General features: G+C 71.0%; 19 protein-coding genes. 8 read left to right on the forward strand and 11 right to left on the reverse strand.

The window, feature by feature from the left end:
• The first annotated feature begins 209 nt into the window (after positions 1-209).
• Complete coding sequence (gene murF, locus ACGFRB_RS24150; RefSeq protein ID WP_393245829.1) at positions 210-1,568, forward strand: UDP-N-acetylmuramoyl-tripeptide--D-alanyl-D-alanine ligase; 1,359 nt, start codon at positions 210-212, stop codon at positions 1,566-1,568.
• A 116-nt stretch (positions 1,569-1,684) separates the two neighbouring features.
• On the opposite strand, the gene ACGFRB_RS24155 is transcribed toward murF, so the two are convergent.
• Both ACGFRB_RS24155 and ACGFRB_RS24160 read right to left on the reverse strand, forming a co-directional pair.
• Entirely contained in the window at positions 1,685-2,815 is a 1,131-nt protein-coding gene (locus ACGFRB_RS24155) for a HAMP domain-containing sensor histidine kinase (RefSeq protein WP_363012392.1), read from the reverse strand.
• Positions 2,808-3,500, reverse strand: a complete 693-nt coding sequence (locus tag ACGFRB_RS24160) for a response regulator transcription factor (RefSeq protein ID WP_393245830.1) — start codon at positions 3,498-3,500, stop codon at positions 2,808-2,810. The genes ACGFRB_RS24155 and ACGFRB_RS24160 overlap by 8 nt, the downstream gene beginning before the upstream one ends.
• Positions 3,501-3,785: 285 nt before the next feature.
• On the opposite strand from ACGFRB_RS24160, the gene ACGFRB_RS24165 reads away from it, so the two are divergent.
• Positions 3,786-4,952, forward strand: a complete 1,167-nt coding sequence (locus tag ACGFRB_RS24165; RefSeq protein ID WP_393245832.1) for a lipid II:glycine glycyltransferase FemX — start codon at positions 3,786-3,788, stop codon at positions 4,950-4,952.
• Between the two features lie 239 nt (positions 4,953-5,191).
• On the opposite strand, the gene ACGFRB_RS24170 is transcribed toward ACGFRB_RS24165, so the two are convergent.
• The 3 genes from ACGFRB_RS24170 to ACGFRB_RS24180 all read right to left on the reverse strand — a co-directional run bounded on the left by ACGFRB_RS24170 (position 5,192) and on the right by ACGFRB_RS24180 (position 9,835).
• Positions 5,192-6,130 (reverse strand): LysR family transcriptional regulator, encoded by a 939-nt coding sequence (locus ACGFRB_RS24170; RefSeq protein WP_393245834.1) that lies wholly within the window; start codon positions 6,128-6,130, stop codon positions 5,192-5,194.
• An 80-nt stretch (positions 6,131-6,210) separates the two neighbouring features.
• The gene (gene fdhD, locus ACGFRB_RS24175; RefSeq protein WP_393245836.1) at positions 6,211-7,047 is read right to left on the reverse strand and encodes a formate dehydrogenase accessory sulfurtransferase FdhD; all 837 of its coding nucleotides are present in this window, start codon (positions 7,045-7,047) and stop codon (positions 6,211-6,213) included.
• 496 nt (positions 7,048-7,543) lie between these two features.
• Positions 7,544-9,835, reverse strand: coding sequence for an FdhF/YdeP family oxidoreductase (locus ACGFRB_RS24180; RefSeq protein WP_393245838.1), 2,292 nt, complete (start codon positions 9,833-9,835; stop codon positions 7,544-7,546).
• A gap of 281 nt (positions 9,836-10,116) precedes the next feature.
• On the opposite strand from ACGFRB_RS24180, the gene moaA reads away from it, so the two are divergent.
• The 6 genes from moaA to ACGFRB_RS24210 all read left to right on the forward strand — a co-directional run bounded on the left by moaA (position 10,117) and on the right by ACGFRB_RS24210 (position 15,292).
• Positions 10,117-11,121: a GTP 3',8-cyclase MoaA gene (moaA, locus tag ACGFRB_RS24185; protein WP_393245840.1), complete on the forward strand. Its 1,005-nt coding sequence runs from the start codon at positions 10,117-10,119 to the stop codon at positions 11,119-11,121.
• A gap of 35 nt (positions 11,122-11,156) precedes the next feature.
• Positions 11,157-11,420 (forward strand): DUF6457 domain-containing protein, encoded by a 264-nt coding sequence (locus ACGFRB_RS24190; protein ID WP_393245842.1) that lies wholly within the window; start codon positions 11,157-11,159, stop codon positions 11,418-11,420.
• A 95-nt stretch (positions 11,421-11,515) separates the two neighbouring features.
• Entirely contained in the window at positions 11,516-12,682 is a 1,167-nt protein-coding gene (locus ACGFRB_RS24195) for a molybdopterin molybdotransferase MoeA (protein WP_393245996.1), read from the forward strand.
• A 17-nt stretch (positions 12,683-12,699) separates the two neighbouring features.
• Complete coding sequence (locus ACGFRB_RS24200; RefSeq protein WP_393245844.1) at positions 12,700-12,975, forward strand: MoaD/ThiS family protein; 276 nt, start codon at positions 12,700-12,702, stop codon at positions 12,973-12,975.
• A 51-nt stretch (positions 12,976-13,026) separates the two neighbouring features.
• Positions 13,027-13,473 (forward strand): molybdenum cofactor biosynthesis protein MoaE, encoded by a 447-nt coding sequence (locus ACGFRB_RS24205; protein WP_393245845.1) that lies wholly within the window; start codon positions 13,027-13,029, stop codon positions 13,471-13,473.
• Positions 13,474-13,555: 82 nt separating this feature from the next.
• Positions 13,556-15,292: an FUSC family protein gene (locus ACGFRB_RS24210; RefSeq protein ID WP_393245847.1), complete on the forward strand. Its 1,737-nt coding sequence runs from the start codon at positions 13,556-13,558 to the stop codon at positions 15,290-15,292.
• A 34-nt stretch (positions 15,293-15,326) separates the two neighbouring features.
• Here ACGFRB_RS24210 and ACGFRB_RS24215 read toward each other — a convergent pair whose 3' ends face one another.
• The 6 genes from ACGFRB_RS24215 to ACGFRB_RS24240 form a co-directional block, all read right to left on the reverse strand.
• Positions 15,327-17,645, reverse strand: a complete 2,319-nt coding sequence (locus ACGFRB_RS24215) for an FdhF/YdeP family oxidoreductase (protein WP_393245849.1) — start codon at positions 17,643-17,645, stop codon at positions 15,327-15,329.
• A gap of 418 nt (positions 17,646-18,063) precedes the next feature.
• Positions 18,064-19,728 carry a cholesterol oxidase substrate-binding domain-containing protein gene (locus ACGFRB_RS24220; RefSeq protein WP_393245851.1) on the reverse strand — a complete coding sequence of 555 codons (1,665 nt, stop codon included), beginning with the start codon at positions 19,726-19,728 and terminating at the stop codon, positions 18,064-18,066.
• 68 nt (positions 19,729-19,796) lie between these two features.
• Positions 19,797-20,144 (reverse strand): hypothetical protein, encoded by a 348-nt coding sequence (locus ACGFRB_RS24225; protein WP_393245853.1) that lies wholly within the window; start codon positions 20,142-20,144, stop codon positions 19,797-19,799.
• Complete coding sequence (locus tag ACGFRB_RS24230) at positions 20,104-20,706, reverse strand: hypothetical protein (RefSeq protein WP_393245855.1); 603 nt, start codon at positions 20,704-20,706, stop codon at positions 20,104-20,106. Before ACGFRB_RS24230 ends, ACGFRB_RS24225 begins: the two co-directional genes overlap by 41 nt.
• On the reverse strand, positions 20,684-21,316 hold the full coding sequence (locus tag ACGFRB_RS24235; protein WP_393245857.1) for a hypothetical protein: 633 nt from the start codon (positions 21,314-21,316) through the stop codon (positions 20,684-20,686). Before ACGFRB_RS24235 ends, ACGFRB_RS24230 begins: the two co-directional genes overlap by 23 nt.
• Positions 21,316-21,756 (reverse strand): DUF4158 domain-containing protein, encoded by a 441-nt coding sequence (locus ACGFRB_RS24240; protein ID WP_393245998.1) that lies wholly within the window; start codon positions 21,754-21,756, stop codon positions 21,316-21,318. Before ACGFRB_RS24240 ends, ACGFRB_RS24235 begins: the two co-directional genes overlap by 1 nt.
• Positions 21,757-22,127: the final 371 nt, after the last annotated feature.

Here is a 22,127-nt window from a genome sequence, read left to right on the forward strand (position 1 = left end):
CAAGCGCGCGACGATGCTCGTCTTGACAGTCAAGGACGGGTGCACGCCCCCGCGGGCGAAGACGGCGGGGCCCGACCGACAACGTATCGTCGGCGTATCGGAAACCGTATACACCCCGGCAACATCGCGCTCTTTTGGCTGGAGGGTATGCGTACCAGCGAACCAGCCTCCGTCCTCCTCCACCTCATCGATCCTTGCGCGGTCCGGGCATGATCCCCCTCAGCCTCGGCGAAATAGCCGCAGTGGTCGGCGGCAGGGTCCAGGGCGACGACTCCGTGACGGTGACCGCGCCGGCCGTGCTCGACGGCCGGCAGGCCGAACCGGGCGGCCTCTTCGTCGCCTTGGCCGGCGAACACACCGACGGCCACGACTACGCCGACCAGGCAGGCCGGGCCGGCGCGGTGGCTTCGCTCGGCTCCCGGCCCACGGCACTGCCGACCGTCGTCGTCGAGGACGCCGAAGCCGCGTTGCAGGCGCTCGCCGCCCACGTCGTGGCACGGCTGCGCGACGGCCTGACGGTGGTCGGGGTGACCGGGTCCCGTGGCAAGACCAGCACCAAGGACCTGCTGGCGGCCATCCTGTCGAGCGTCGCGCCGACGATCGCCACCACCGGCTCGCTCAACAACGAGCTCGGCGTGCCGCTCACCATGCTGCGTACCAGCGCGGCCACCCGCTTCCTCGTCCTCGAGATGGGAGTGCGCCGCATCGGCGACATCACCAAGCTCACCGGCCTGGTCGCGCCCGACATCGGTGTGGTCCTCAACGTCGGCCAGGCCCACCTCGGCTATCTCGGGTCGCGCGGGGCGATCGCCCGGGCCAAGGGCGAGCTGGTGCGGGGTCTGGCGCCCGGCGGCACCGCGGTCCTGGGCGCCGACGATCCCCGGGTGGTCGCGATGCGAGCGCTCACCGACCGCGCGGTGCTGACCTTCGGCCACGCGGAACACTCCGACGTGCGCGTAGTCGACGTGGTGCTGGACCGGCTCGCCCGGCCGTCCTTCGCCCTGCGGACCGCCACCGCCCTGGCTCCGGTCACCCTGCCGCTCGTGGGCACCCACCAGGCGCTCAACGCGGCGGCTGCCACGGCGGCGGGGCTGGCGGCCGGCGTCTGCCTCGACGCGGCCGCAGCGGCGCTTCCCACGGTCTCGCTGTCGAAGTGGCGCCTGGAGCTGCGCGACCTCGCCGGCGGCGTGACGCTGCTCGACGACTCCTACAACGCCGACCCCGACTCGACCCGTGCCGCCCTGGACGCGCTGGCGGCGATCGAGGGCGGGCGTCGTATCGCCGTCCTTGGCGAGATGCTCGAACTCGGCGACGGCAGCGAGGCCGCACACCGGGCCGTCGGGGAGTACGCCGCCCGCCGGGCCGACGTGGTGGTCGCGGTCGGCTCACGCCCGCTCGCCGAAGGCGCCGGGGAGCGGGCGGTGGCGCCGGCCGACAACGCCGCGGCCGTCGAGTGGCTGCGCGGTCGGCTCACGGCCGGCGACGTGGTGCTCGTCAAGGCCTCCCGCGGGGCGCGCCTCGACGAGGTCGCCGCCGCGCTGGCGTCCGGTCGCCCCGATGGCCGGTAGCGGGACCGAGGCACGGCGGGTAGGCGCGGCTGCGGCTGTTCGGGCGCGGGTCGTCACGGCGAGCGATCACGCCGTGTCCGCTGTACCGCGGCGTGGCCCGGCCCGCGCTGAGTTTCCTACCGGACTCCGGCTTGAGCGTCGCCTGTTCGCGGGTGCGCCGGCGCGGCGGGCAGTTCCACCGTGACGCGCAGCCCGCCGGCGGGGCGGGGGGTGAGGGTGAGGGTGCCGTCGTGCGCCTGGGTGATGCTTTTGACGATTGCCAGGCCGAGACCGACACCCGCGTGGCCGGTGCGCAGGCGTTCAGTGCCGCGCTGGAACGGTTCGGTGAGTGTCGAGACCAGCCGCGAGGTGAGCTGCTCGCCGGTGTTCTCGACGGTGAGCACGACGGTGCGGGGGCGGACGCTGGTGTTCACCCATACGACGCCCTGGTCGGGCAGGTTGTGGCCGATCGCGTTGTGCAGAAGGTTCGTGGTCAGCTGCAGTAGGAGGGCCTGTGAACCGATGGCGATGCTCATCTCGCCGGAGGTCTCGATAGTGATGCCTTGCTTCTCCGCCAAGGGCAGGAGCGTTTCCGTGGCTTCTTCCGCCATGAGGGACAAATCGACGTGTTCTCTGGTGAAGGACCGCTGGTTGGCGCGGCTGAGCAGGAGCAGTGCTTCGGTGAGGTCGATGGCCCGGGTGTTGACCACACGCAGGCGCTCGACAAGCTCGCCGATGTCGCGGTCCGGATCGTCGCGGGCCACATCGAGGAGCGCCTGCGTGACCGCCAGTGGGGTACGCAGTTCATGAGAGGCGTTGGCCGCGAATCGCTGCTGTTCGGCGACGTGGGCTTCGAGTTGGGCGAGCATCATGTCGAAGGAGTCGGCGAGTTCGCGGAACTCGTCACGGCGGCCCGGCAGGCCTATCCGGTGGAAGAGCGGCCCATTCGCCACCCTGCGGGTGGCGTCGGTGATGCGGATCAGCGGGGTGAGCATCCGGCCGGCCAGAAGCCACCCGCCCACCAGGCCGAACACCAGTAAGAACGCCAGCACCAAAATCCCCGCCGGGACGAAGACGACCGGGCCGAAGTTGGTCGGGTCGAAGACCCGCAGAAAGTCGGACCTGTCGGGGACGGCGAGGCTGCTCGACCTGCCCCTCAGCAGGAACACCCACACGGCGGCAAGCAGCAAGGCGCCCGCGACCACGAGGAATCCGGCGTAGCTGAGGGTGAGCTTGAGACGGACGCTCAGTCCCTGACGCCTACCCACGCGCTGTGTGGCCATCGGCGTCCGCGCCCGTGTCGATGCGGTAGCCGACGCCGGGAACGGTGGCGATCAGCCAGGGCTCGCCAAGGCGCTTGCGCAGGGCTGAGACCGTGATGCGCACGGCGTTGGTGAACGGGTCCGCGTTCTCGTCCCACGCTCGCTCCAGCAGCTCTTCCGCGCTGATGACGCCGCCTTCGGCGGCGACGAGGACTTCGAGTACGGCGAACTGCTTCCTGGTGAGCGCGATGTAGCGGCCCTCGCGGTAGACCTCGCGGCGGAAGGGATCCACACACAGGCCTGCGATCTCGCGCACAGGTGGTCTGTTGTGGGCGCGCCTGCGGTCGAGTGCTCTGAGTCTGAGCACGAGTTCGCGCAGCTCGAAGGGCTTGGTGAGGTAATCGTCGGCGCCGAGCTCGAAGCCGGTGGCCTTGTCGTCGAGACGGTCCGCAGCGGTCAGCATGAGGATCGGCATGCCACTGCCGGAGGCGACGATGTGCTTGGCTATCTCGTCACCGCTCGGTCCGGGGATGTCCCGGTCGAGGACGACGATGGCGTAGGCATTGGTGCTCAGCAACTCCAGAGCGGTATCGCCGTCACCGGCGATGTCGGCCGCGATCGCTTCCAGGCGCAGCCCATCGCGGATGGCCTCTGCCATGTAGAGCTCGTCTTCGACGACTAACACGCGCATGGCCCCATGCTACGAGCCGGTGCCATATCGTCGGCGTATCGAAAACCGGAGACGGTCTCGGCTTCAGCCGGCCTGCGAAGTTCCCGGTGTCGCGGATCGACCAGATTCTGGTCCGCGGCATGCAGCCGAGGAGTGCGTGGCTGTTTCCGGCCATGAGCGGTGACCACCGGCCGGTAGCGGCCGGAATCGACTGGTGAACGCCGGCATCCGCCGGACGGGTATGTATCGTCGGCGTATCGAAAACCGCATAGGTCCGGACAACATCCCACTGCATTGAATGGCAGCATGTCCTCCAAGTCTTTCAGCGCACCCACCCGAATCACGGCCGGACATCCGATGGTCAGGCCGATCAGCGCCGCTGAGCATCTGGCGTTCGTGCAGACCCAGCGATCAGTCAGCTTTCTGCAGACCCCGGCGTGGGGCCGCGTCAAGACGGAGTGGCGCAGCGAATCCCTTGGCTGGTTCGCCGGTGGGCGCCTGGTCGGTGCCGGGCTCGTCCTGCACCGCCCGGTACCGCGGCTCGACCGTTTCACGCTGGCATATCTGCCCGAAGGCCCGGTCATCGACTGGAGCGGCGATATCGGTGCGTGGCTCGATCCGCTGGCGGCGTACCTGAAGGAGCACGGCGCGTTCGCGATCCGGCTCGGCCCGCCGGTGGTCACGGACACCTGGAGCGCGGACCAGGTCAAGGAGGGTATTGCCGACCCGGGGGTCCGGCGGCTGACCGATCTGCCGAGGCAGTCGGGCGACCCGGTGAGCGTCCGCGTGAGCAGCAGGCTCAAGGACGCGGGCTGGCTGCCGCAGAACCCGCAGGACGGATTCGGGGTCGGGCATCCGCAGTTCAAGTACGAGGTCCCGCTGGCAGGCAGGACCGAGGACGAGCTGCTCCGGGGCATGAACCAGCAGTGGCGCCGCAACATCAAGAAGGCGGCCAGGGAGGGCGTCGAGGTCACGGTCAGCGACGGGGGCCCGGCGGATCTGAAGGCGTTTCACGACCTCTACGTACACACCGCCGAGCGCGACCACTTCACACCCCGGCCGCTGCCCTACTTCGAGACCGTGTTCGCGACACTGAGCGCCGAGGACCCCGAGCGGATCAAGCTCTACCTCGCCCACCACCAAGGCGACTTGGCCGCGGCCACCGTCCTGGTCCGCGTCGGGGCCCACGCGGTGTACGCCTATGGCGCCTCCGCCACCGCCAAGCGCGAGGTACGCGGCTCCAACGCCTGCCAGTGGGCGATGATCCGCGACGCGCTCGCGGCCGGCTGCGACGTCTACGACCTGCGCGGCATCACCCCGACCCTCGACGCCGACGACCCTCATGTCGGCCTTGTGCGGTTCAAAGTCGGCACCGGCGGCCGGGCGGTACGGTACGTCGGCGAGTGGGACCTGCCGCTGCGGCCGATGATCTACCGGGGCTTCGACCTCTACATGAAGCGGCGCGGTCGCTGAACCGCACACCCGGTGACGCGAGCGCGGCGGCGCAGGCCCCGGCGGCGCGGTGTTCCGCCTCGCTGCCGTCGTCGATCCGCGCCGCGATCGCCTTCGGCCTCGAACCCTCGGTTGGCGCCCTCACCGTCCTGCGTGGCGCGCTCACCGGCGTGGCGGTCGTCCTCCGGGGCGGCCGAGGATCGCACCACTGAAACCCTGTGGGCGAACACGCTGCGGACCGCAGGTGACGTCGAACATCCCTACGTACTTCCCGTGGGCGTGCTTGTGGACATGTGCCGGAAAGCAGCGGCGATATCCGGACTGTCCGCCAGTTCTGTGAGCGCCCGTGCCATGGCGGAGCCCGGCTCGCGTGTGAGGGTGGCGAGTCCGACCGGTGCCACCGGGGAGGGATGAGCCATCGGCACCGCCCTCATGCCGTTCGGTACTCCGAAGACGTTGAGCCATGTGTACGGAACGATGGTTGCCCACTGGCCTGCCCGGACGTGGGCGAACAGTGCGGCGACCGAATCGGTCTCGACCCGTGGTGAGGGGTTCAGTCCTGCCTCGGCGAACACGGCCTCCAGCACCTGGCGCCCCTGCATCTGGCCGGCCAGCAGACACAGCGGTAGCTGCGACGCTTCCGCCCATGTTGCCTCGGTCCGCAAGTCGAGACTTCCGGCGGTGGTGTGGTCGACGAGCAGCACGTACCGCTCCTCGTACAGCGGCACCGCTTGGATACCTTCTGGCAGGTGGTGCAGATAGGTCACCCCCGCGTCGATCTCGAAGTTCCGCAGTTGCCGGACGATGTCCTCGGACCTCAGGTCGGCTGTCACTTCGACGGTGACGAGTGGATGCTGTGCGCAGAACGGGCTGGTCAGCAAAGCGACGGCGCCGGAAGCGGTCGGAATCGCGCCGATCCGGAGCCTCCCGCTCAGTCCGGTCCGCAGGGCCGCTACCTCGCCTCTGAGGGCGTCGCGGTCGGCCAGGATGCGCTGCGCCCACATCACGATGCGCTCGCCCTCGGGCGTCAGCCCCTCGTACGTGCGGCCGCGTCGCACGAGGGAGACGTCGAGCTCGTCCTCGAGCTTGCGGATCGCCTCCGAAAGCGCGGGCTGGGAAACGTGACAGGACTGGGCGGCGCGGGCGAAGTGACGCTCCCGCGCGAGGGAGACCAGGTATTCGAGTTGGCGAAACAGCACCTCACGGGTCTACCCGACCGCGGGCCGGAACGCCAGTCCGCGGTACTCGTGTCGTCCCGGACGCAGCGAAGGCGGGCCGGTCACGGGACGGCCAGGGGTGCGAGCCGTTCCTCACCTGTGTAGACGTTCATCGATGCGCCTCGCAGGAAGCCGACCAGCGTCAACCCGGTCTCCGCCGCGAGGTCCACGGCGAGCGACGAGGGCGCGGAGACCGCGGCCAGCATCGGGATGCCGGCCATCACCGCCTTCTGCACCAGTTCGAACGAGGCCCGGCCGCTGACCATGAGGACCGTGCCACGCAGCGGCAGCAGCCCCTTCCTCAGGGCGTGCCCGACCACCTTGTCCACGGCGTTGTGCCGGCCTACGTCCTCGCGCAGGCACAGCAGCTCGCCGTCCGCGCCGAACAACCCCGCCGCGTGCAGGCCGCCGGTGCTGTCGAACACCCGTTGGGCCGCCCGCAGCTTGTCCGGCAGCGAGGTCAGCAGCTCCTGGCCGACGTGCAGGGAGTCCTCGGCCACGGACCACGCGGCGGTGGTGCGGACCGCGTCCAGACTCGCCTTGCCGCACAGACCGCACGACGACGTGGTGTAGAAGTTTCGTTCCAGCGACGCGTCCGGGGGGCTCACGCCGGGTGCGAGACCGACGTCCACCACGTTGTACGTGTTTCCGCCGTCGGCCGTCGCGCCCGCGCAGTAGCGGATGCCGGCCACGTCGGCCGCGGCGTGTACGACGCCCTCGCTCACCAGGAACCCGGCCGCGAGGTCGAAGTCGTTGCCTGGGGTGCGCATGGTCACGGTCAGTGGGCGGCCGCCGACCCGGATCTCCATCGGCTCCTCGGCGGCGAGGGTGTCGGGGCGGTGGGATGGCCGGCCCTCCCTGATGCGCAGGACACGCCGCCGCGCGGTCACTCGTCCCATGGTTCGTTCCTTTCCTCGGCGCCCGGCTCCGATGGTGGTGCGGCAGGGCCGGTCGTACGGGTGAGCGTCGACGGTACGGCCCGGGGCGCGGGCGGACCGTACTCCCACGCCGTCCGGGTGGGGCCGGTCACGGCAAGGTCCCGGCGGCCGTACCAGGCGGCGACCGGAAGAAACAGCGGTCCCACCGCCGCCGGGCCCGTGGCCGGCCGACCGGCGTACACCACCGGCGGCCGGCGCGAGCACGGCCCGGGGCACGTGTCGGCCGCCCTGCCGGCCGGCCGCCCGGAGCCCCGGCAACAGGCCAGGCAGCAGCCCCCGTCGGTTCGTGAACATGGCAGGGACCGGTACGACTGGTCTGTGTCCCTCGGCCCGGGACGCCACCGCGAGCGGGGTGAACTGGTGCGCGCCCCACCCGGCAGTGAACATCGCCGCCGCTGCCGGGGCCGGCCGCGCACGAAGAGGGCAAGGGCGTGGGGCGGAGTGCCCTTCCGGCTCATCAGGCGGTGGAGGACGGTTCGAGGCGGACCAGGATGCCCTTGGAGGTGGGGCAGTTGCTGATGTCGGCGACGCTGTCCAGCGGCACGAGCACGTTGGTCTCCGGGTAGTACGCCGCCGCCGAGCCACGGCTCGCCGGGTACGCCACCACCCGGAAGCCCTCCGCGCGGCGCTCCCGCCCGTCGTGCCAGACGCTCACCAGGTCCACCAGTTCGCGGTCGGCGATGCCGAGTTGGGCCAGATCCCCGGGGTTGACCATGACGACCCGGCGGGCGTCATGTATGCCGCGGTAGCGGTCGTTCGGGGCGTACCAGATGGTGTTCCACTGGTCGTGCGAGCGCAGGGTCTGCAGCAGCAGATGCCCCTGGGGGATCTCCGGCATCGTGAAGTCGTTGCGGGTGAAGACGGCCTTGCCGCTCGGGGTCGGGAAGACTCCGTGGTTCACCGGGTTGGGCAGCGTGAAGCCGCCGGGCACGGCGACCCGGGCGTTGAAGTCCTCGAAGCCGGGCACCACGCGGGAGATCCGGTCGCGGATCGTGGCGTAGTCGGCCTCGAACTCCTCCCAGGGGATGGCGGGTTCATCGCCCAGGACGGCCCGGGCGAGCCGGCTGACGATCGCCACCTCGCTCAGCAGGTGCGGGGAGGCGGGCGGTAGCTTGCCGCGGGAGGCGTGCACCTCGCTCATGGAGTCCTCGACGGTGACGAACTGCTCACCGGCGGCCTGGATGTCCCGGTCGCTGCGGCCCAGGGTGGGCAGGATCAGCGCGGTCTCGCCGCAGACGGTGTGCGAGCGGTTGAGCTTGGTGGAGACATGCGCGGTGAGTCGGCAGCGGCGCAGGGCCTCCTCGGTGACCTCGCTGTCGGGGGTGGCCCGGACGAAGTTGCCGGCGACGCCGAGGAAGACCTTGGCGCGGCCCTCGTGCATGGCGCGGATGCTGTTCACCGCGTCGAGGCCGTGGTGCGCGGGCGGGGTGAAGCCGAATTCGCGGCCCAGCGCGTCGAGGAAGGACTGCGGCATCTGCTCCCACACGCCCATCGTGCGGTCGCCCTGGACGTTGCTGTGTCCGCGCACCGGGCACACGCCCGCGCCGGGGCGGCCGATGTTGCCGCGCGCCAGCAGGAAGTCGACGATCTCACGGATGGTGGGGACGCCGTGCTTGTGCTGGGTGACGCCCATCGCCCAGCACACGATGATGCTCTTGCTCGCGAGTACCCGCTCGAAGAGCTCCTGGATCTCGGCGCGGTCGAGACCGGTCGCCGCCAGGATGTCGTCCCATGAGACCTTCCGGGCGTGCTCGGCGAACTCCTCGAAGCCCGTGCTGTGGGCGCGGATGAAGTCGTGGTCCAGTACGGTGCCGGGCGCCGAGTCCTCGGCCTCCAGGAGCAGCCGGTTCAGGGCCTGGAACAGGGCGAGGTCGCCGCCGGCTCGGATGTGCAGGAACTGGTCGGCGATCGGGGTGCCCCGGCCGAGGACGCCGCGCGCCTTCTGGGGGTGCTTGAAGCGCATCAGCCCGGCCTCGGGCAGGGTGTTGACCGCCACGACCTGACCGCCGTTGCGCTTGGTCTCCTCCAGCGCCGACAGCATCCGCGGGTGGTTGGTGCCCGGGTTCTGGCCCACGACGAAGACCAGGTCGGACTCGTGGATGTCGTCCAGACAGACGCTTCCCTTGCCGATGCCGAGGGTCTCCCCGAGCCCGAAGCCGCTGGACTCGTGGCACATGTTGGAGCAGTCCGGCAGGTTGTTGGTGCCGAACGCGCGGGCGAACAGCTGGAGGAGGAAAGCGGCTTCGTTGTTCAGCCGGCCCGAGACGTAGAACAGGGCCTCGTCGGGGGAGTCCAGCTCGTTCAGCTCGCCGGCCAGCAGGCCGATCGCCTCGTCCCAGCCGATCGGCTCGTAGTGGGTCGCATCGGGGCGCTTGACCATCGGCTCGGTGAGTCGGCCCTGCTGGTTGAGCCAGTAGTCCGACTTGGTGTCCAGCTCGGCGATGGAGTGCTCGCGGAAGAACTCGCGGGTGACGCGCCGCGAGGTGGCCTCGTCGTTGATGTGCTTGGCACCGTTCTCGCAGTACTCGTTCCTGTGCCGTTTGTCCGGCGAGGGTTCCGGCCAGGCACAGCCGGGGCAGTCGATGCCCTTGGCCTGGTTGATGTTCAGCAGGGTCAGCGCGGTGCGGCGGGGGGATGTCTGGCTCAGGGAGTACTCGAGCGCGTGCGTCACGGCGGGTACACCCGTCGCCCACGTCTTGGGCGGGGTGACCTTCAGGTCGTCGGTCGGGTCCTCGATGCCGCGGCTCATGTTTTCTGCCTCTTTCCGAACTTCCGGATTCCCTGATGACACTGCGGGAGTAACTTCGCGGAAATCTCGGATCTCTGTCAAAGAGGGGGTTCCGATGACGTGAAAGGTATGGCTTATCACGCCCTTCCGAGGTCCCTGGGCTGCGGCTTCACGGCTTGATAAGTGGCGCCGATGAATATATCGGCATTTCCTCTTTGACTTTCCTGAAGAACTGCTCGAATCTTTTTGACAGCGCCGGAAGACGTTGACAGGCGCCGGGAGTCGTTCAGGAGGAACCTGCCGTGTACGTGGCTGCTCCAGTCCCACTGGTGGACCGTTTCGGCAGAATCCACACCGATCTCCGGGTGTCCCTGACCGATCGGTGCAACCTTCGGTGCGCGTACTGCATGCCTGCCGAAGGTCTGAACTGGCTCGCCCGGCCCGAGGTTCTCACCGACGACGAGGTAGTCCGTCTCGTCCGTGTCGCCACCGAGCGGCTCGGTATCACCACGGTCCGGTTGACGGGGGGCGAGCCGCTGCTGCGGCGTGGTCTGCCGGCTCTCGTCGCCCGCCTCTTCGCACTTCCCGCCTCGCCCGTACTGTCCATGACGACCAACGGGATCGGGCTGGCGCGCACCGCCGTCGCGCTGCGCGAGGCGGGGTTGAGCCGGGTCAACGTCAGCCTGGACACCCTGCGCACCGACCGGTTCGCCGAGATCACCCGCCGCGACCGGCTGCCTGACGTCCTTGCCGGGCTGCGCGCCGCGCGGGACGCGGGGCTGTCCCCGGTCAAGATCAACGCAGTGCCGGTACGGGGGGTCAACGACGACGAGATCGTCGGTCTGACAGCGTTCGCCGTCGAACACGGCTATCGGATGCGGTTCATCGAATCGATGCCGCTGGACGCGCACGGCGCCTGGGACCGGGACCGGATGGTCAGCGCCGCGGAGATCCTGGACCGGCTTGGCGAGCACTACGAGCTCGTTCCCGTGCGGCGGCGGGACAACGCCCCCGCGGAGGAGTGGCGCATCGCCGGCACGGACGCGGTGGTCGGCGTCATCGCCAGCGTCACCCGACCGTTCTGCGGAGGCTGCGACCGGGTACGGCTGACCGCCGACGGACAGCTGCGCAACTGCCTGTTCGCCACTGAGGAGTCCGACCTGCGGGCGCTGCTGCGCGGTGGCGCCGACGACGAGGCGCTGGAGGGCGCCTGGCGGAACTGCCTCGCCGGGAAGGGCCCCGGCCATGCCATCGGCAGCACGGAATTCCGGCGCCCGAAGCGCCCCATGTCCGCCATCGGCGGCTGACGGAACCACGAACGACGAAGCGAAAGGTGAACACGATGCGCCGATGGATCGCCGCGGTCCAAGACGAGCTGGGCGTCGACCTCGACGTCGACGTCACCGGCCTGCTGGACATGACCCGGATCGTCGCCCACGGAGTGTCCCGCCCCGCGGCCCCGCTGACCGCGTTCCTGGTCGGCTACGCCGCCGCCCGCGCGGGCGGCGGCGAGGCGGCGGTCGCCGAGGCCAACCGCGGGACGATCGCCCTCGCGGAACGCTGGACGACGGAGCACGCCACCGAAGACGCCGGGACCGCGGCATGACGGATGCGCGAGCGGAAGCCGCGAGCGGGGGCGTCGCCGAACCGGGCGTGGCCGACTGGCGTCCCTCACGGGGCGCCCGTACCGCGGCCCACGCGATGCCGTGGACGCAGGCACGGGCCGTAGCCCGTGACACCGCCGAACCGGCGACGCTCGCTGCCGTGACCCTGGACCTGGCCGACGCGTTGGGGCACGCGCTGGCACAGCCGCTGACCTCGCTCGGCGACCTGCCGCCGTTCGACGGCTCGGCCATGGACGGCTGGGCCGTGGCAGGACCGGGACCGTGGCGACCGCGGGCAGGGCGGGTGCTCGCGGGAGCACTGCCCGAGCCACTGCCCGGCGGCACCGCCGTGGCGATCGCCACCGGCGCACCGCTGCCACCCGGGGCCACGGCCGTTCTGCGCGGCGAGCACGGAGAGATCGCCGACGGGCTGCTGTCCGGGTCGGTGGAAGACGGCCGCGACGTCCGACCGCGCGGCCAGGAGTGCGCCGCCGGCGAACTCCTGCTGCCCGCTGGTACGACCGTGACGCCGGCCGTACTCGGCCTGGCGGCCGCGGCCGGGCACGACAGCCTGAGCGTGTATCGCCGCCCGGTCGTGGAACTACTGATCCTCGGCGACGAGTTGCTCGACTCCGGCCCGCCCCGCGGCGGCCGGGTGCGCGACGCGCTCGGCCCGCTCCTGCCGCCCTGGCTGCGTGCGACCGGCTCACGGGTCATCGGCCGTCGCCTGATGGCGGACGACCACGGGCTGCTGCGCGCCGCCGTGCGCGACTCCGCCGCCGATGTCGTCGTCACCACCGGCAGCACCGCGGCCGGGCCGGTGGACTTCCTGCACGAGGCCCTCGACGAGGCAGGCGCCCGGCTCCTCGTCGACTCTGTCGCCGTCCGCCCCGGCCACCCCATGCTGCTGGCCGAGCTGCCGCCGGCAGCCGACGGCCGGCCCCGCCGACTGGTGGGCCTGCCCGGCAACCCGCTCGCCGCCGTGGCCGGCACGGCGACCCTCGCCCTGCCGCTGCTGCGCCGCCTCGGCGGGCACACGGACGGCGCCCCGCGTCACCTGCCCGCCGCCACGGCGCTCCCCGGGCACCCGCACGACACCCGCCTGCTGCCGGTGCGCCAGGTGGGCCACGCGGTCGCACCACTCCCGTTCGACGGGCCCGCCATGCTGCGCGGCCTGGTGCACGCCGAAGGACTCGCGGTCGTCCCGCCCGGCGGCGTCCGCGCCGGAGCCGGTGTCGAGGTGCTGGACGCACCCGCACCATGACCCCAGGAGACACAGCCATGGACATCGCCACGACACCCACTGGCACCCTCCGCTACTGGGCGGCGGCAAAGACGGCGGCCGCCACGGCAGAGGAGCCGTATCGCGCGCGGACGCTCGCGGAGGCGCTGACGCACGCCCGGTCCCGCCACGCTGACGCGCCGCGGTTCGCCGAGGTGCTGGGCTACTGCTCGTTCGTCGTCGACGGCCGTCCGGTGGGCGACCGGGACCACCGCACGATCCTCCTGTCCGACAGGGGAACGGTCGAGGCGCTCCCTCCGTTCGCGGGCGGCTGAGTCCGTGCGCACCGACGAACCCTGCCCGCTCACCCCACGAGGACCAGCACCATGACGAACTTCCCGGACGCACCTTCCGGCCCGATCCGCCTGCTCGCCGTGCGCGACACCCCGCTCTGTCTGGCCGAGGTGTACGCGGCGGTCGGCGACGACGCCGCCGGCGGTACCGCGGTCTTCGTGGGCACCGTGCGCGACCACGACGGTGGCCGGCCCGTGAGCCTCCTCGAGTACAGCGCCCACCCGCGTGCCGGGGACGAGCTTCGCCGGGTGGCGGAGAAGACGGCGGCCGACTTCCCCGTGCGAGCCCTCGCCGCCGTGCACCGCACCGGTCCGCTGGCCGTCGGCGACATCGCGGTGATCGCCGCCGTCTCGTGTCCGCATCGCGCTGAGGCGTTCGCGGCCTGCGCCCGCCTGGTCGAGGACCTCAAACACCAGGTGCCGATCTGGAAGCGCCAGGTCTTCGCCGATGGCGAAGAGGAGTGGGTGGGCGCGTGCTGAGGGGCCAGAGGACAGCCGTAGCCGCAGGCGAGACGCGCCCCGTGCGCCCCGCCTTCCGGCCCCTGTGGTGACCGTGCGAGGCATGCGGGGCCGGGTCACTCGTGCGAGAAGCGCGCTCTCCCCTCGGGGCGCGCTCGCCCTGCACAGCGTGGACGGCGCGCTGTCCTTCGCCCTGCGGGCCGCGCTGGCCATGGCCCTGCCCGCCGTGCCGATGGCGCTCGCGGGCCGAGCGGACCAGGCCGTCTACACGATGCTCGGCTCCTTCGCCACGACCTTCGGCCGCAACCTCCCGTACGCGCGCCGCGCCCGCGTGCTCGCGGTGGTCGCGGTGGCCATGACCGCCTGCGTGGCCGCCGGTTCGGTACTCGGCGCCTGGGCACGTCCGCAGGCTGGGGGAGCGGGCGCCGCCGTGGTGATGGCCGTTACGGCGCTGGTGGCCGGACTCGCCAAGTTCGCCTGCGACGCGGCGCGGCTCAGCGGGCTCGGGGCCGTGATGCTGCTGTTCTCCTTCGCCGTGGCGGCCAACGGCTCGCCCGGGCCGTCCGATGTCCTCCCGCACACCGCGCTGACCGCTCTGGGCGCGGCCGTGGCGTGGCTGCTGGCCGTGGCGGGCCGCCTTGTGCACCCCGACCGCCCGCAGCGCGTCGCCGTCGCCGCCGCGCTGCGTGAACTCGCGGCTCTCCTGGAGGCGATCGGAGCGGGGGAGGACGACGGGCTCGCGCGGCACCGGGCCACCGCCGCGGTACTGCAGGCATTCCGCACGATCGGCCGCATGCCGCCGACGGCGACGGAGCGGCGGGATCCGGCGCGGGACGACGCGTGCGTCGCCCTGACCGATCTGTCCTGGTCGTTGCTGATCGACTCGGCGCACCGTCAGCCAGCCGATCCCGCCGGTCTGGCACGATCTCTGCGGGCGCAGCTCCGGCCGCTGGTGAGCCGTCGGGCCGGGGCTCTCGATTCCGTCCCCGAGCTGACGAGACTGATCGCGAACTCCCGAGCCGGCCCGCCCACCCCTGGCGACCACGCCGCTTTGGGCCGAGCGGCCTCGCCCGCCGCCGAACGGCGGGCCGCGGAGCTGGTGACGGGCCCCGATCGCCGCGGTCACGGCCGCATGCGGGTACTCCTCGTACCGGCGCTGCGGATGGTTCTCGGCACCGGCCTCGCGGGCGGCGCGGCCCTCGCCCTGGGCCTCGGCCACGGCTACTGGGCGGCGATCTCCGCAGCCGCGGTGCTGCACTCGATCAATGTGCGCACCGCCGCACAGCGTGCGGTGCAGCGGACCCTCGGCACCGCCGCCGGCCTGGGGCTCGCGCTGGGAGTGCTGGCGCTGGAACCCGGCCCCGTGGCGCTGGTTCTCGTGATCGTGCTCCTGGAATTCCTGCTCGAATACGTCGTCGCCCGGAACTATGGACTGGGTGTCGTCTTCCTGACGCCGCTGGCGTTGCTGCTCAGCGACCTGGCCACGCCCGCGCCCGCCGGGGCCCTGGTGACGGACCGGGCGCTGAGCAGTGTGCTCGGCATCGTCGTCGCACTGCTCTGCGCGCTCCTCGTGGTGCACGGCCACGCGGCTGTACGTGCGGAACGGGCGCTGGCCACGTGCACGGCGGCCTGCGCGCTGGCGGAGCGAGCGCTGACGGAGCGCGCCCGGTCGTCGTACCCCACCGTTCAGACCCGCCTCGCCGCGGCCGTTGTCGAGCTGCGCGAGGCCGACGACGCGGCCGCCGGCGAACTGTGGCCGGCGGAGGTCGACCCGACCGCGCTGGCCGCCGCGGAACAGCGCGCCCACCGACTGCTCGATCGGCTCGTCCGGGGTCACTGACACGCCGGACGAGCCGCCCGTCGGCCGGCCGGGCTCAGGCGGAGGGGCTGATGGTGACCTTGACGTGTTTCATGATCGGCTGGTCGCTCTGGGTGCTGTAGTCGCCCAGCGCGCACAACACGTTCATCTCCGGCATGTAGCCGGCCGCGCAGCCGCGCGGGATGTCGTACGGAACGGCCAGGTAGCCCTTCAGACGGCGTTTGCTGCCGTCCTTCGCGGTGCTCGTGATGTCGACGGCGCTCATGCCGGCGATCCCGCGCTCACGCATGTCGGCCCGGTTCATGAACACCAGCGTGCGGAGATTCTTGATGCCCCGGTAGCGGTCGTTGTCGGAGTAGATCGTCGTGTTCCACTGATCGTGCGACCGCATCGTGCCGAGCGCCAGGGTGCCCGGGGCCGGGATGACGTCGGGCAGCTCGGCGGTGGAGAACTCGGCGCGGCCGGAAGGAGTCAGGAAGACGAGTTCCCGGGCCGGCTGTTTGATGCGGAAGCCGAGCGGCAGACGCACGCGCCGGTTGAAGTCCTCGAAGCCGTCCAGGACTTTGGCCATGGTGTCGCGGATCCGGTCGTAGTCCTCGGTGTACCACTCCCACGGCGTCCCGCTGTCGGGCAGCGCGGCGCGCGCCATGCCGGCGACGATCGCCGGTTCGGACAGCAGGTGCGGGGAAGCGGGCCGCTTCATGCCGACCGACAGGTGGACCATGCTCATCGAGTCCTCGACCGAGGTGCTCTGGATCCCCTTGCGCTGGTGGTCCTTCTCGGTCCGGCCGAGGCACGGCAGGATCAGCGCTCGGCGACCGTGCACGATGTGACTGCGGTTGAGCTTGGTGCTTACCTGGACGGTGAGCTCGCACTTCTCCAGCGCCGCGCACGTGTACGGGGTGTCGGGCGCCGCGAGGACGAAGTTGCCGCCCATGCCGACGAACACCTTCACATCGCCGCGGTGCATCGCCTTGATGGTGCGGACCGTGTCCAGGCCGTGCGCGCGTGGTGGGACGATGCCGCAGACCTCGGCGAGACGGTCCAAGAACGCCTCGGCCGGGCGGTGGTCGATACCGCAGGTGCGGTTGCCCTGGACGTTGCTGTGGCCGCGTACGGGGGAGGGGCCCGCGCCCTCCCGCCCCAGGTTGCCGCGGAGCAGCAGCAGGTTGACGATCTCGCGGACGGTGTCGACGCCGTGTTCGTGCTGGGTGAGCCCCAGACACCAGCTGACGATGCTGCGGTCGGCCTCCCCGTACACCCGCGCCGCCTTCAGCACGTCGGCCCGGCTCAGCCCCGACTGCCGCTCGATCACCTCCCAGGGCGTCGCCTCACACAGCGCCTTGTACTCCTCGAAGCCGACAGTGTGGCGCTCGATGAACTCCCGGTCCAGCGCCTTGGGGTCGGTGGGCGACTGCTCCAGGACCGCCTTGGCCATGCCGCGAATGAGCGCCATGTCGCCGCCGATCCGGGGCTGGAGGTTCAAAGTGGACGTCTTCGTGGCGCGAAAGGTCGCCATGTCCTTGAAGTCGTGGGGGATGATCGTCCGCGTAGCGGCGGCCTCCACAAGCGGATTGACGTGCACGATCTGTGCGCCGCGCTTGTGGGCCTCGGCCAGCGCGGTGAGCATTCTGGGCGCGTTGGACGCGGCGTTCACGCCGAAGATGAACAGCGCGTCGGCCGCCTCCCAGTCCTTCAGGTCGACGGTGCCCTTGCCGGTGCCGAGGGACGCCTGCAGAGCGCGACCGCTGGCCTCGTGGCACATGTTGGAGCAGTCCGGCAGGTTGTTCGTGCCCAGCTCCCGTGCCATGAGCTGGTAGAGGAAGGTGGCCTCGTTTCCCAGCCGTCCCGAGGTGTAGAACGCCGCCTGGTTCGGATCCTCCAACTTGCGCAGCGTGCGACCGACGAGTTCGAAAGCGTCCTTCCAGTTGACCGGGACGTAGTGATCCGTGCCAGGGTCGTACACCATCGGCTCGGTCAGCCGGCCTTGGTTCTCGAGGTCGTAGTCGGTCCACGAGGCCAGTTCGGTCACCGAGTGCGCGGCGAAGAATTCGCGGCCGACCCGCTTGCGGGTCATCTCCCATGTGACGTGCTTGATGCCGTTCTCGCAGATGTCGAGATGAAGCCCCTTGGTATCGTCCGGCCAGGCGCATCCGGGGCAGTCGAAACCAGTCCGCTCGTGGTTCATCTTCATGATCGCCCGCGGGCCGTCCACCGGAAGGGCGCCTTCGCGCGCCATGAAGCGGCTCACGCTCTTCGCCGCGCCCCACCCGGCGGCCGGGTGATGGTACGGATGGAATTCGGGCTCCCCCTGGGGAACGGGTCCCACCCGGGGCCCCTCCGCGGCTTCCTGATCGTCCTTACTGGTGGTCACGACGCTTTACCCTTCCCGGAGGGCTGCGGGGATGAAACAACCTCTCCGGGCAGGCTAAGGGCGCCGCTGCAAGGCTGCCATCCGAACTTCGGCCTCCCCAGCGTGCGGATCAGTGCGTACGCCGACCCCACCTGACCGAGCACTACTGGGACAGGCACATGCGCCCCCTGATGTGTGAGGCAAGCCAGAGGCGCCTGGCGACCGGCACGGTCCCTGGCCGGGCGGCGGTAGCCCTTCCCGACCACACCCGATCCGATGACGACGGCATGATGGCCGATACCGGGAGTGAACGCATCACGCTGGGCCGGTACCGGTCCAGCGTGATTACCCTTCCCACCCTGCGGGGATCGTCCTGCTTCGTCTCGGAGAACGGACGACATCCTGCCCCCGTGGCCCGCGCGGCACCGCCTCACGACGGTCAGGGGAGCAGCACGTCCAGGAACGCGTTGCTGTACACCCGGTGCGGGTCGAACTGGTCCAGCGCCGCGGACGCCTGCGCCCACTGGGCCGGTCCGTAGGCCGCGGGCAGTTGTGTGCCGATCACCGTCTGGTCGCTCCAGGCCGCGGCGGCGGTGTAGGCCCAGCCCTTGGACCACTCCACCCTGGTCTGGGCAGTGGTGCCGTCGTACCGCTGGAACAGGAACTGCTCCAGCTCCCGCATGAACTCCTCCGCGTGCGGCGTGCCCGGAAGGGTGGTCACGTCCAGCCACACGGCCGTGTCCCACGCGGGGTGAGCGGCGTCGGGGCGGAGCGTGGACAGCAGCGGGGCCTGGGCACCCGGCACACCGCAGTCGGCCGGAACGTCGAGCCCGGTCACCCGGACGTCGAACTGGCCGTTGACCGGGAACCGGCCGCGCGAGGCATACGCGTCGAGCGACTGGCTGTAGTACGTGGCGAATTCGTGGACGACCTGTTGCACCTGGGACCTGGTGGTCAGCACCGTGAAGCCGCAGGTGGCGTAGCGCAGCGTCGTCGACTTGAGGTACAGGAGGGTGTTCTTGGACCTGCCCCAGATGTCCGCCGAGAGGGTGGCGGCGAGCCCGAGGTTCGTCGCGCTGAATTCGGCGGCGCCGAGCGCCGGCGCCAGATACCAGGCGGCGTTGGCGACGATGGTGCCGACCAGGTCCGCCACGGGCTGCGGGATGTTGTCGCTGAACGGGTAGTTGTAGGGCTGCGTCACCTGACGCGAGAGCAGCGGCCGGCTCGGGGACACGGTCCAGGTCTTCAGCCATGGCCGGTCGGTGAAGGCGAACCACACCGCCTCGGCCCGCCCGGAGGCGTCCAGGAAGCTCTCCAGCGTCCGCCCCGGACTCCCCGGCGCCGCGAACAGTTCGGTCGCCGGGATGTCCGTGCGACTGACGCAGCGCAGTCTCTGGTCGGCGCCGACCCGCAGCACCACCTCCGTGAGTAGGGAGCGGCCGAGGTGGGTGAGGAGGGCGGCGCACGCGCTCTCGTCCCGTTGGAAGGTGCGCAGGACGTACTGGCCGGAGTCCGCGTCCCAGACCACCGCGGTCAGTTCGACGATCAGGTTGGACAGGGACCCGTACGTGTGTCCGGCCGGCCGCTGCTCGCCGAGGGCGGGGATCGCCGTCCCGTGGGCGTCGATGGCCAGTGCTCCGCCGAGCGTGATGTCACCGGTGGCGGGGGAGGCGGTGAGGCCGAGGCCACTGCCCTCCAGGAGGGTGAGCAGTGCCTCGATGCTGATTCCGGTGGCTGCCCGCACGGTGCCGGGCTGGATGGATTCGACGGTCGCGTCGGTCAGGTGCGCGGTGGTGTCGACGAGGAGGAGCGGTGCGTCGGGGGGCGTGCCCTGCGTGATGGTCAGCGGCGCCCAGCCGTGTGAGGCTCCTCGCGCGCGGACGGTCCAGCCGTGCTGCCAGGCCCAGTTGACGACCTCGACCACCTGGCCGGGGCTGTTCGGCGCGCAGGCCCACAGCGCCGGGGCGGTCAACTCGGCGGTCCAGTTGCGGTACGGCGTGCGGTACAGCTCCACACCGGGAGGAAAGTCCGGGGGCGCCCCGGCCTCCACCGCCGGCGCGGGCGAGGAGGGAGTCGGGTCCTGGGACTGCGCGTCAGCGGCCATGCGATCACCCTTTGAGGGGAGTCGGGACCGGACAAGGCGCGGGTCGCGCTGTCCGGTTCTGGCCCTCCTCATGAAACACCCGCGCCGCAGGGGCGTGCCATGGCCGAGGAAGGGGCGCGTGGGGAACGGCGGAGCCTGTCGCGGGCTCTGGGGCGCGCGGCGCCTCCCGGCCGCGCCCTCGCGCGCCGGAACCGCCCTCGCCGCTGCGGAGCGAGCCCTCGCCGACGGAACGACACGGCGTCGTACGGCGCCGCCTGGCCGGGCTCGGCGAGACCGATCTCCACCAGGTAGTCGTCGAGCTTGCCCTCGACGTCCTCCCACGAAAGGAGCTGCTCGGACCAGTCGGCATGCTCCTTCGAACCGGCCACCGCGACGTCACCGGTGCGCAGCTCCTCGGCGAGCGCGGTGGACACCATGGCCTCGAAGTGCTTGCCGCACGAAGGCACCGGGCCGGTTCTTGTCCCGCACGGCTTTCTGCCAGTTCAGCATGGCGAACGAGATGTCGACCGGGCGGCCGTCCTCGTGCCGCTCGGGGATGAAGTCGCGCAGGTTCTTGTGGCTGCGCGCGTGCGCGAGCGCGTCCAGGACGCGGCTGTCCTCGGAGGTCGCCCGCAGCTGAAGACGGCTGGTCAGGTCGTACATCGTGGAGCGGTCCTCGAGCAGGTGCCCGTACAGCAGCACCTCCCAGAAGTTGCCGTGATGGGCGGAGACCTTCTCGATCCGTTCGTACCGCCCCTCGAACCCGCCGAAGCCGTCCACCGCCGCGGCCGGCGCTCTCAAGGCGCCGACCTGCACGCGCAGGGCCTTCGCCATCGTGTGCAGCGCGGGCGCGAGCCCGACGCCGAGCCGGGCTGCGACCGTGTCAGGGGCGGCGTCCTGGTCGAGGTCCCCGACCGCCGCCAGGACCTCGGCGGTCAACGCCGCCGCCTTCTCCCGCGCGGTCTGGGCAGGGCTGTCAGTGTCGATGTGCTGAAGCACCGTGCGTAGTTCCCGATCGGCGACTCCACGGGGCCTGCTGCTCCCGGATCTCCTCCAGCTCCGCCTTGGCCCGCTTGACCTGCAACGCGATCCGCTTGCAGAACATCGTCGTCAGGTCGTCCCGGGCTCGCATTCGCGCCTTGTGTACCAGGCACACCAGCAGCGCGAGCCGCTTCACCAGGCCGTAGTCCCGCAGCCCCGGCGCGTCTGCGGCGTCTGCCTCCCCGGCGAAGTCCGCGATCTTCCCCGAGGCGACACCGGCCGGCCACACCCCGGTTTCGCCCAGCTCGTCCACCCACCCCAGGTGCTCGGTCTGGGTGCGGAAGTGCGACCAGGTCGGTGCCTTGGCCGACTGCTTCAGCCGGTTGAACCTCGTGGTGCCCGAAGCGTCCTTCTCCGACAGCAGAGCCAGCAGCCGCTCCCGGTCGGCCTCGCCGAGCCGGTCGTAGACGCCCGTGCAGATCGAGGCGTTCACCTCGGTACGGACCTTCGCCGCGAGCGCGTCCAGCGTGGTGAAGCCCGGCAGCTCCAGCCCGGCCTCCACGACCTTCTCCAACGCGACGTTGATCAGATCCGCCGGACGGTTCTTCGACGCGGCCTCGCTCCGCATCACCGCCTCGGCGATCCTCCGGGCCTTCGCTTGTCATACGACAGGCCCGTCCGCCGGCGCACAGCGGTCCGCTGCCGCTCCGCCGTACGGTTCGCGGCCCTCGCCACCGTGCCCTCCGGCAGGTTGACCGCGCGGCGCACGAAGTCGACCACGGTCTCCGGGATCTCCTCCAACTTCGGGAAGCACCCCATCCGCTGGTACGACTTCAGCGTGAGCAACTGGGCCAGGAGGTGCTCGTCACAGTCGGCGCGGGCCGCCGCCCACTCGACCTCGTCACGGCTCGGCACGAAGAACAGATGCAGCTCATGCGCGGTGATCAGCCGCTTGAACCGCGGGAGGTTCCCAGGATTATTACCAGCGGCCAGGTGTGCCGGACCGAAGGCCAGTGTCTGGAGACCAGGCGGCCATGAAACGTCCAGACGCGTTGGGATCAGGATCAGCCACGCCTACTCGAACGCCGCCCGCGTCGCGTCCTGCACATTCGCCACCTGCAACGTGGCCGGCTCGCCGGCGCCACGGGTGCCGAAGAACCGAGCCCACGCGTGCGCGGTACCCCTCTCACCACCGAGTGAACGGGCCTGATCCCTGCGGTGATCAGCAACGGCACCACCATGCCGGTGCGGGCATCAGCGCCTATGCGGCCCGGAGATCCGTCGGAGCATATGCGTTCGGAGGGGAACAGTCGGTGCCGGGGCGGGCGTGGTCGTCGCCGAACTGGCGCCAGACGTCCTCGATGAACCACCGCAGTGTCCGAGCGGTGCCCTTGATCAGTGGAACCATCCGCTCGCGCGGACCCGAGCCCGGGCGCCCT

The sequence above is a fragment of the Streptomyces sp. NPDC048718 genome (assembly GCF_043198875.1).
Taxonomy (GTDB): domain Bacteria; phylum Actinomycetota; class Actinomycetes; order Streptomycetales; family Streptomycetaceae; genus Streptomyces.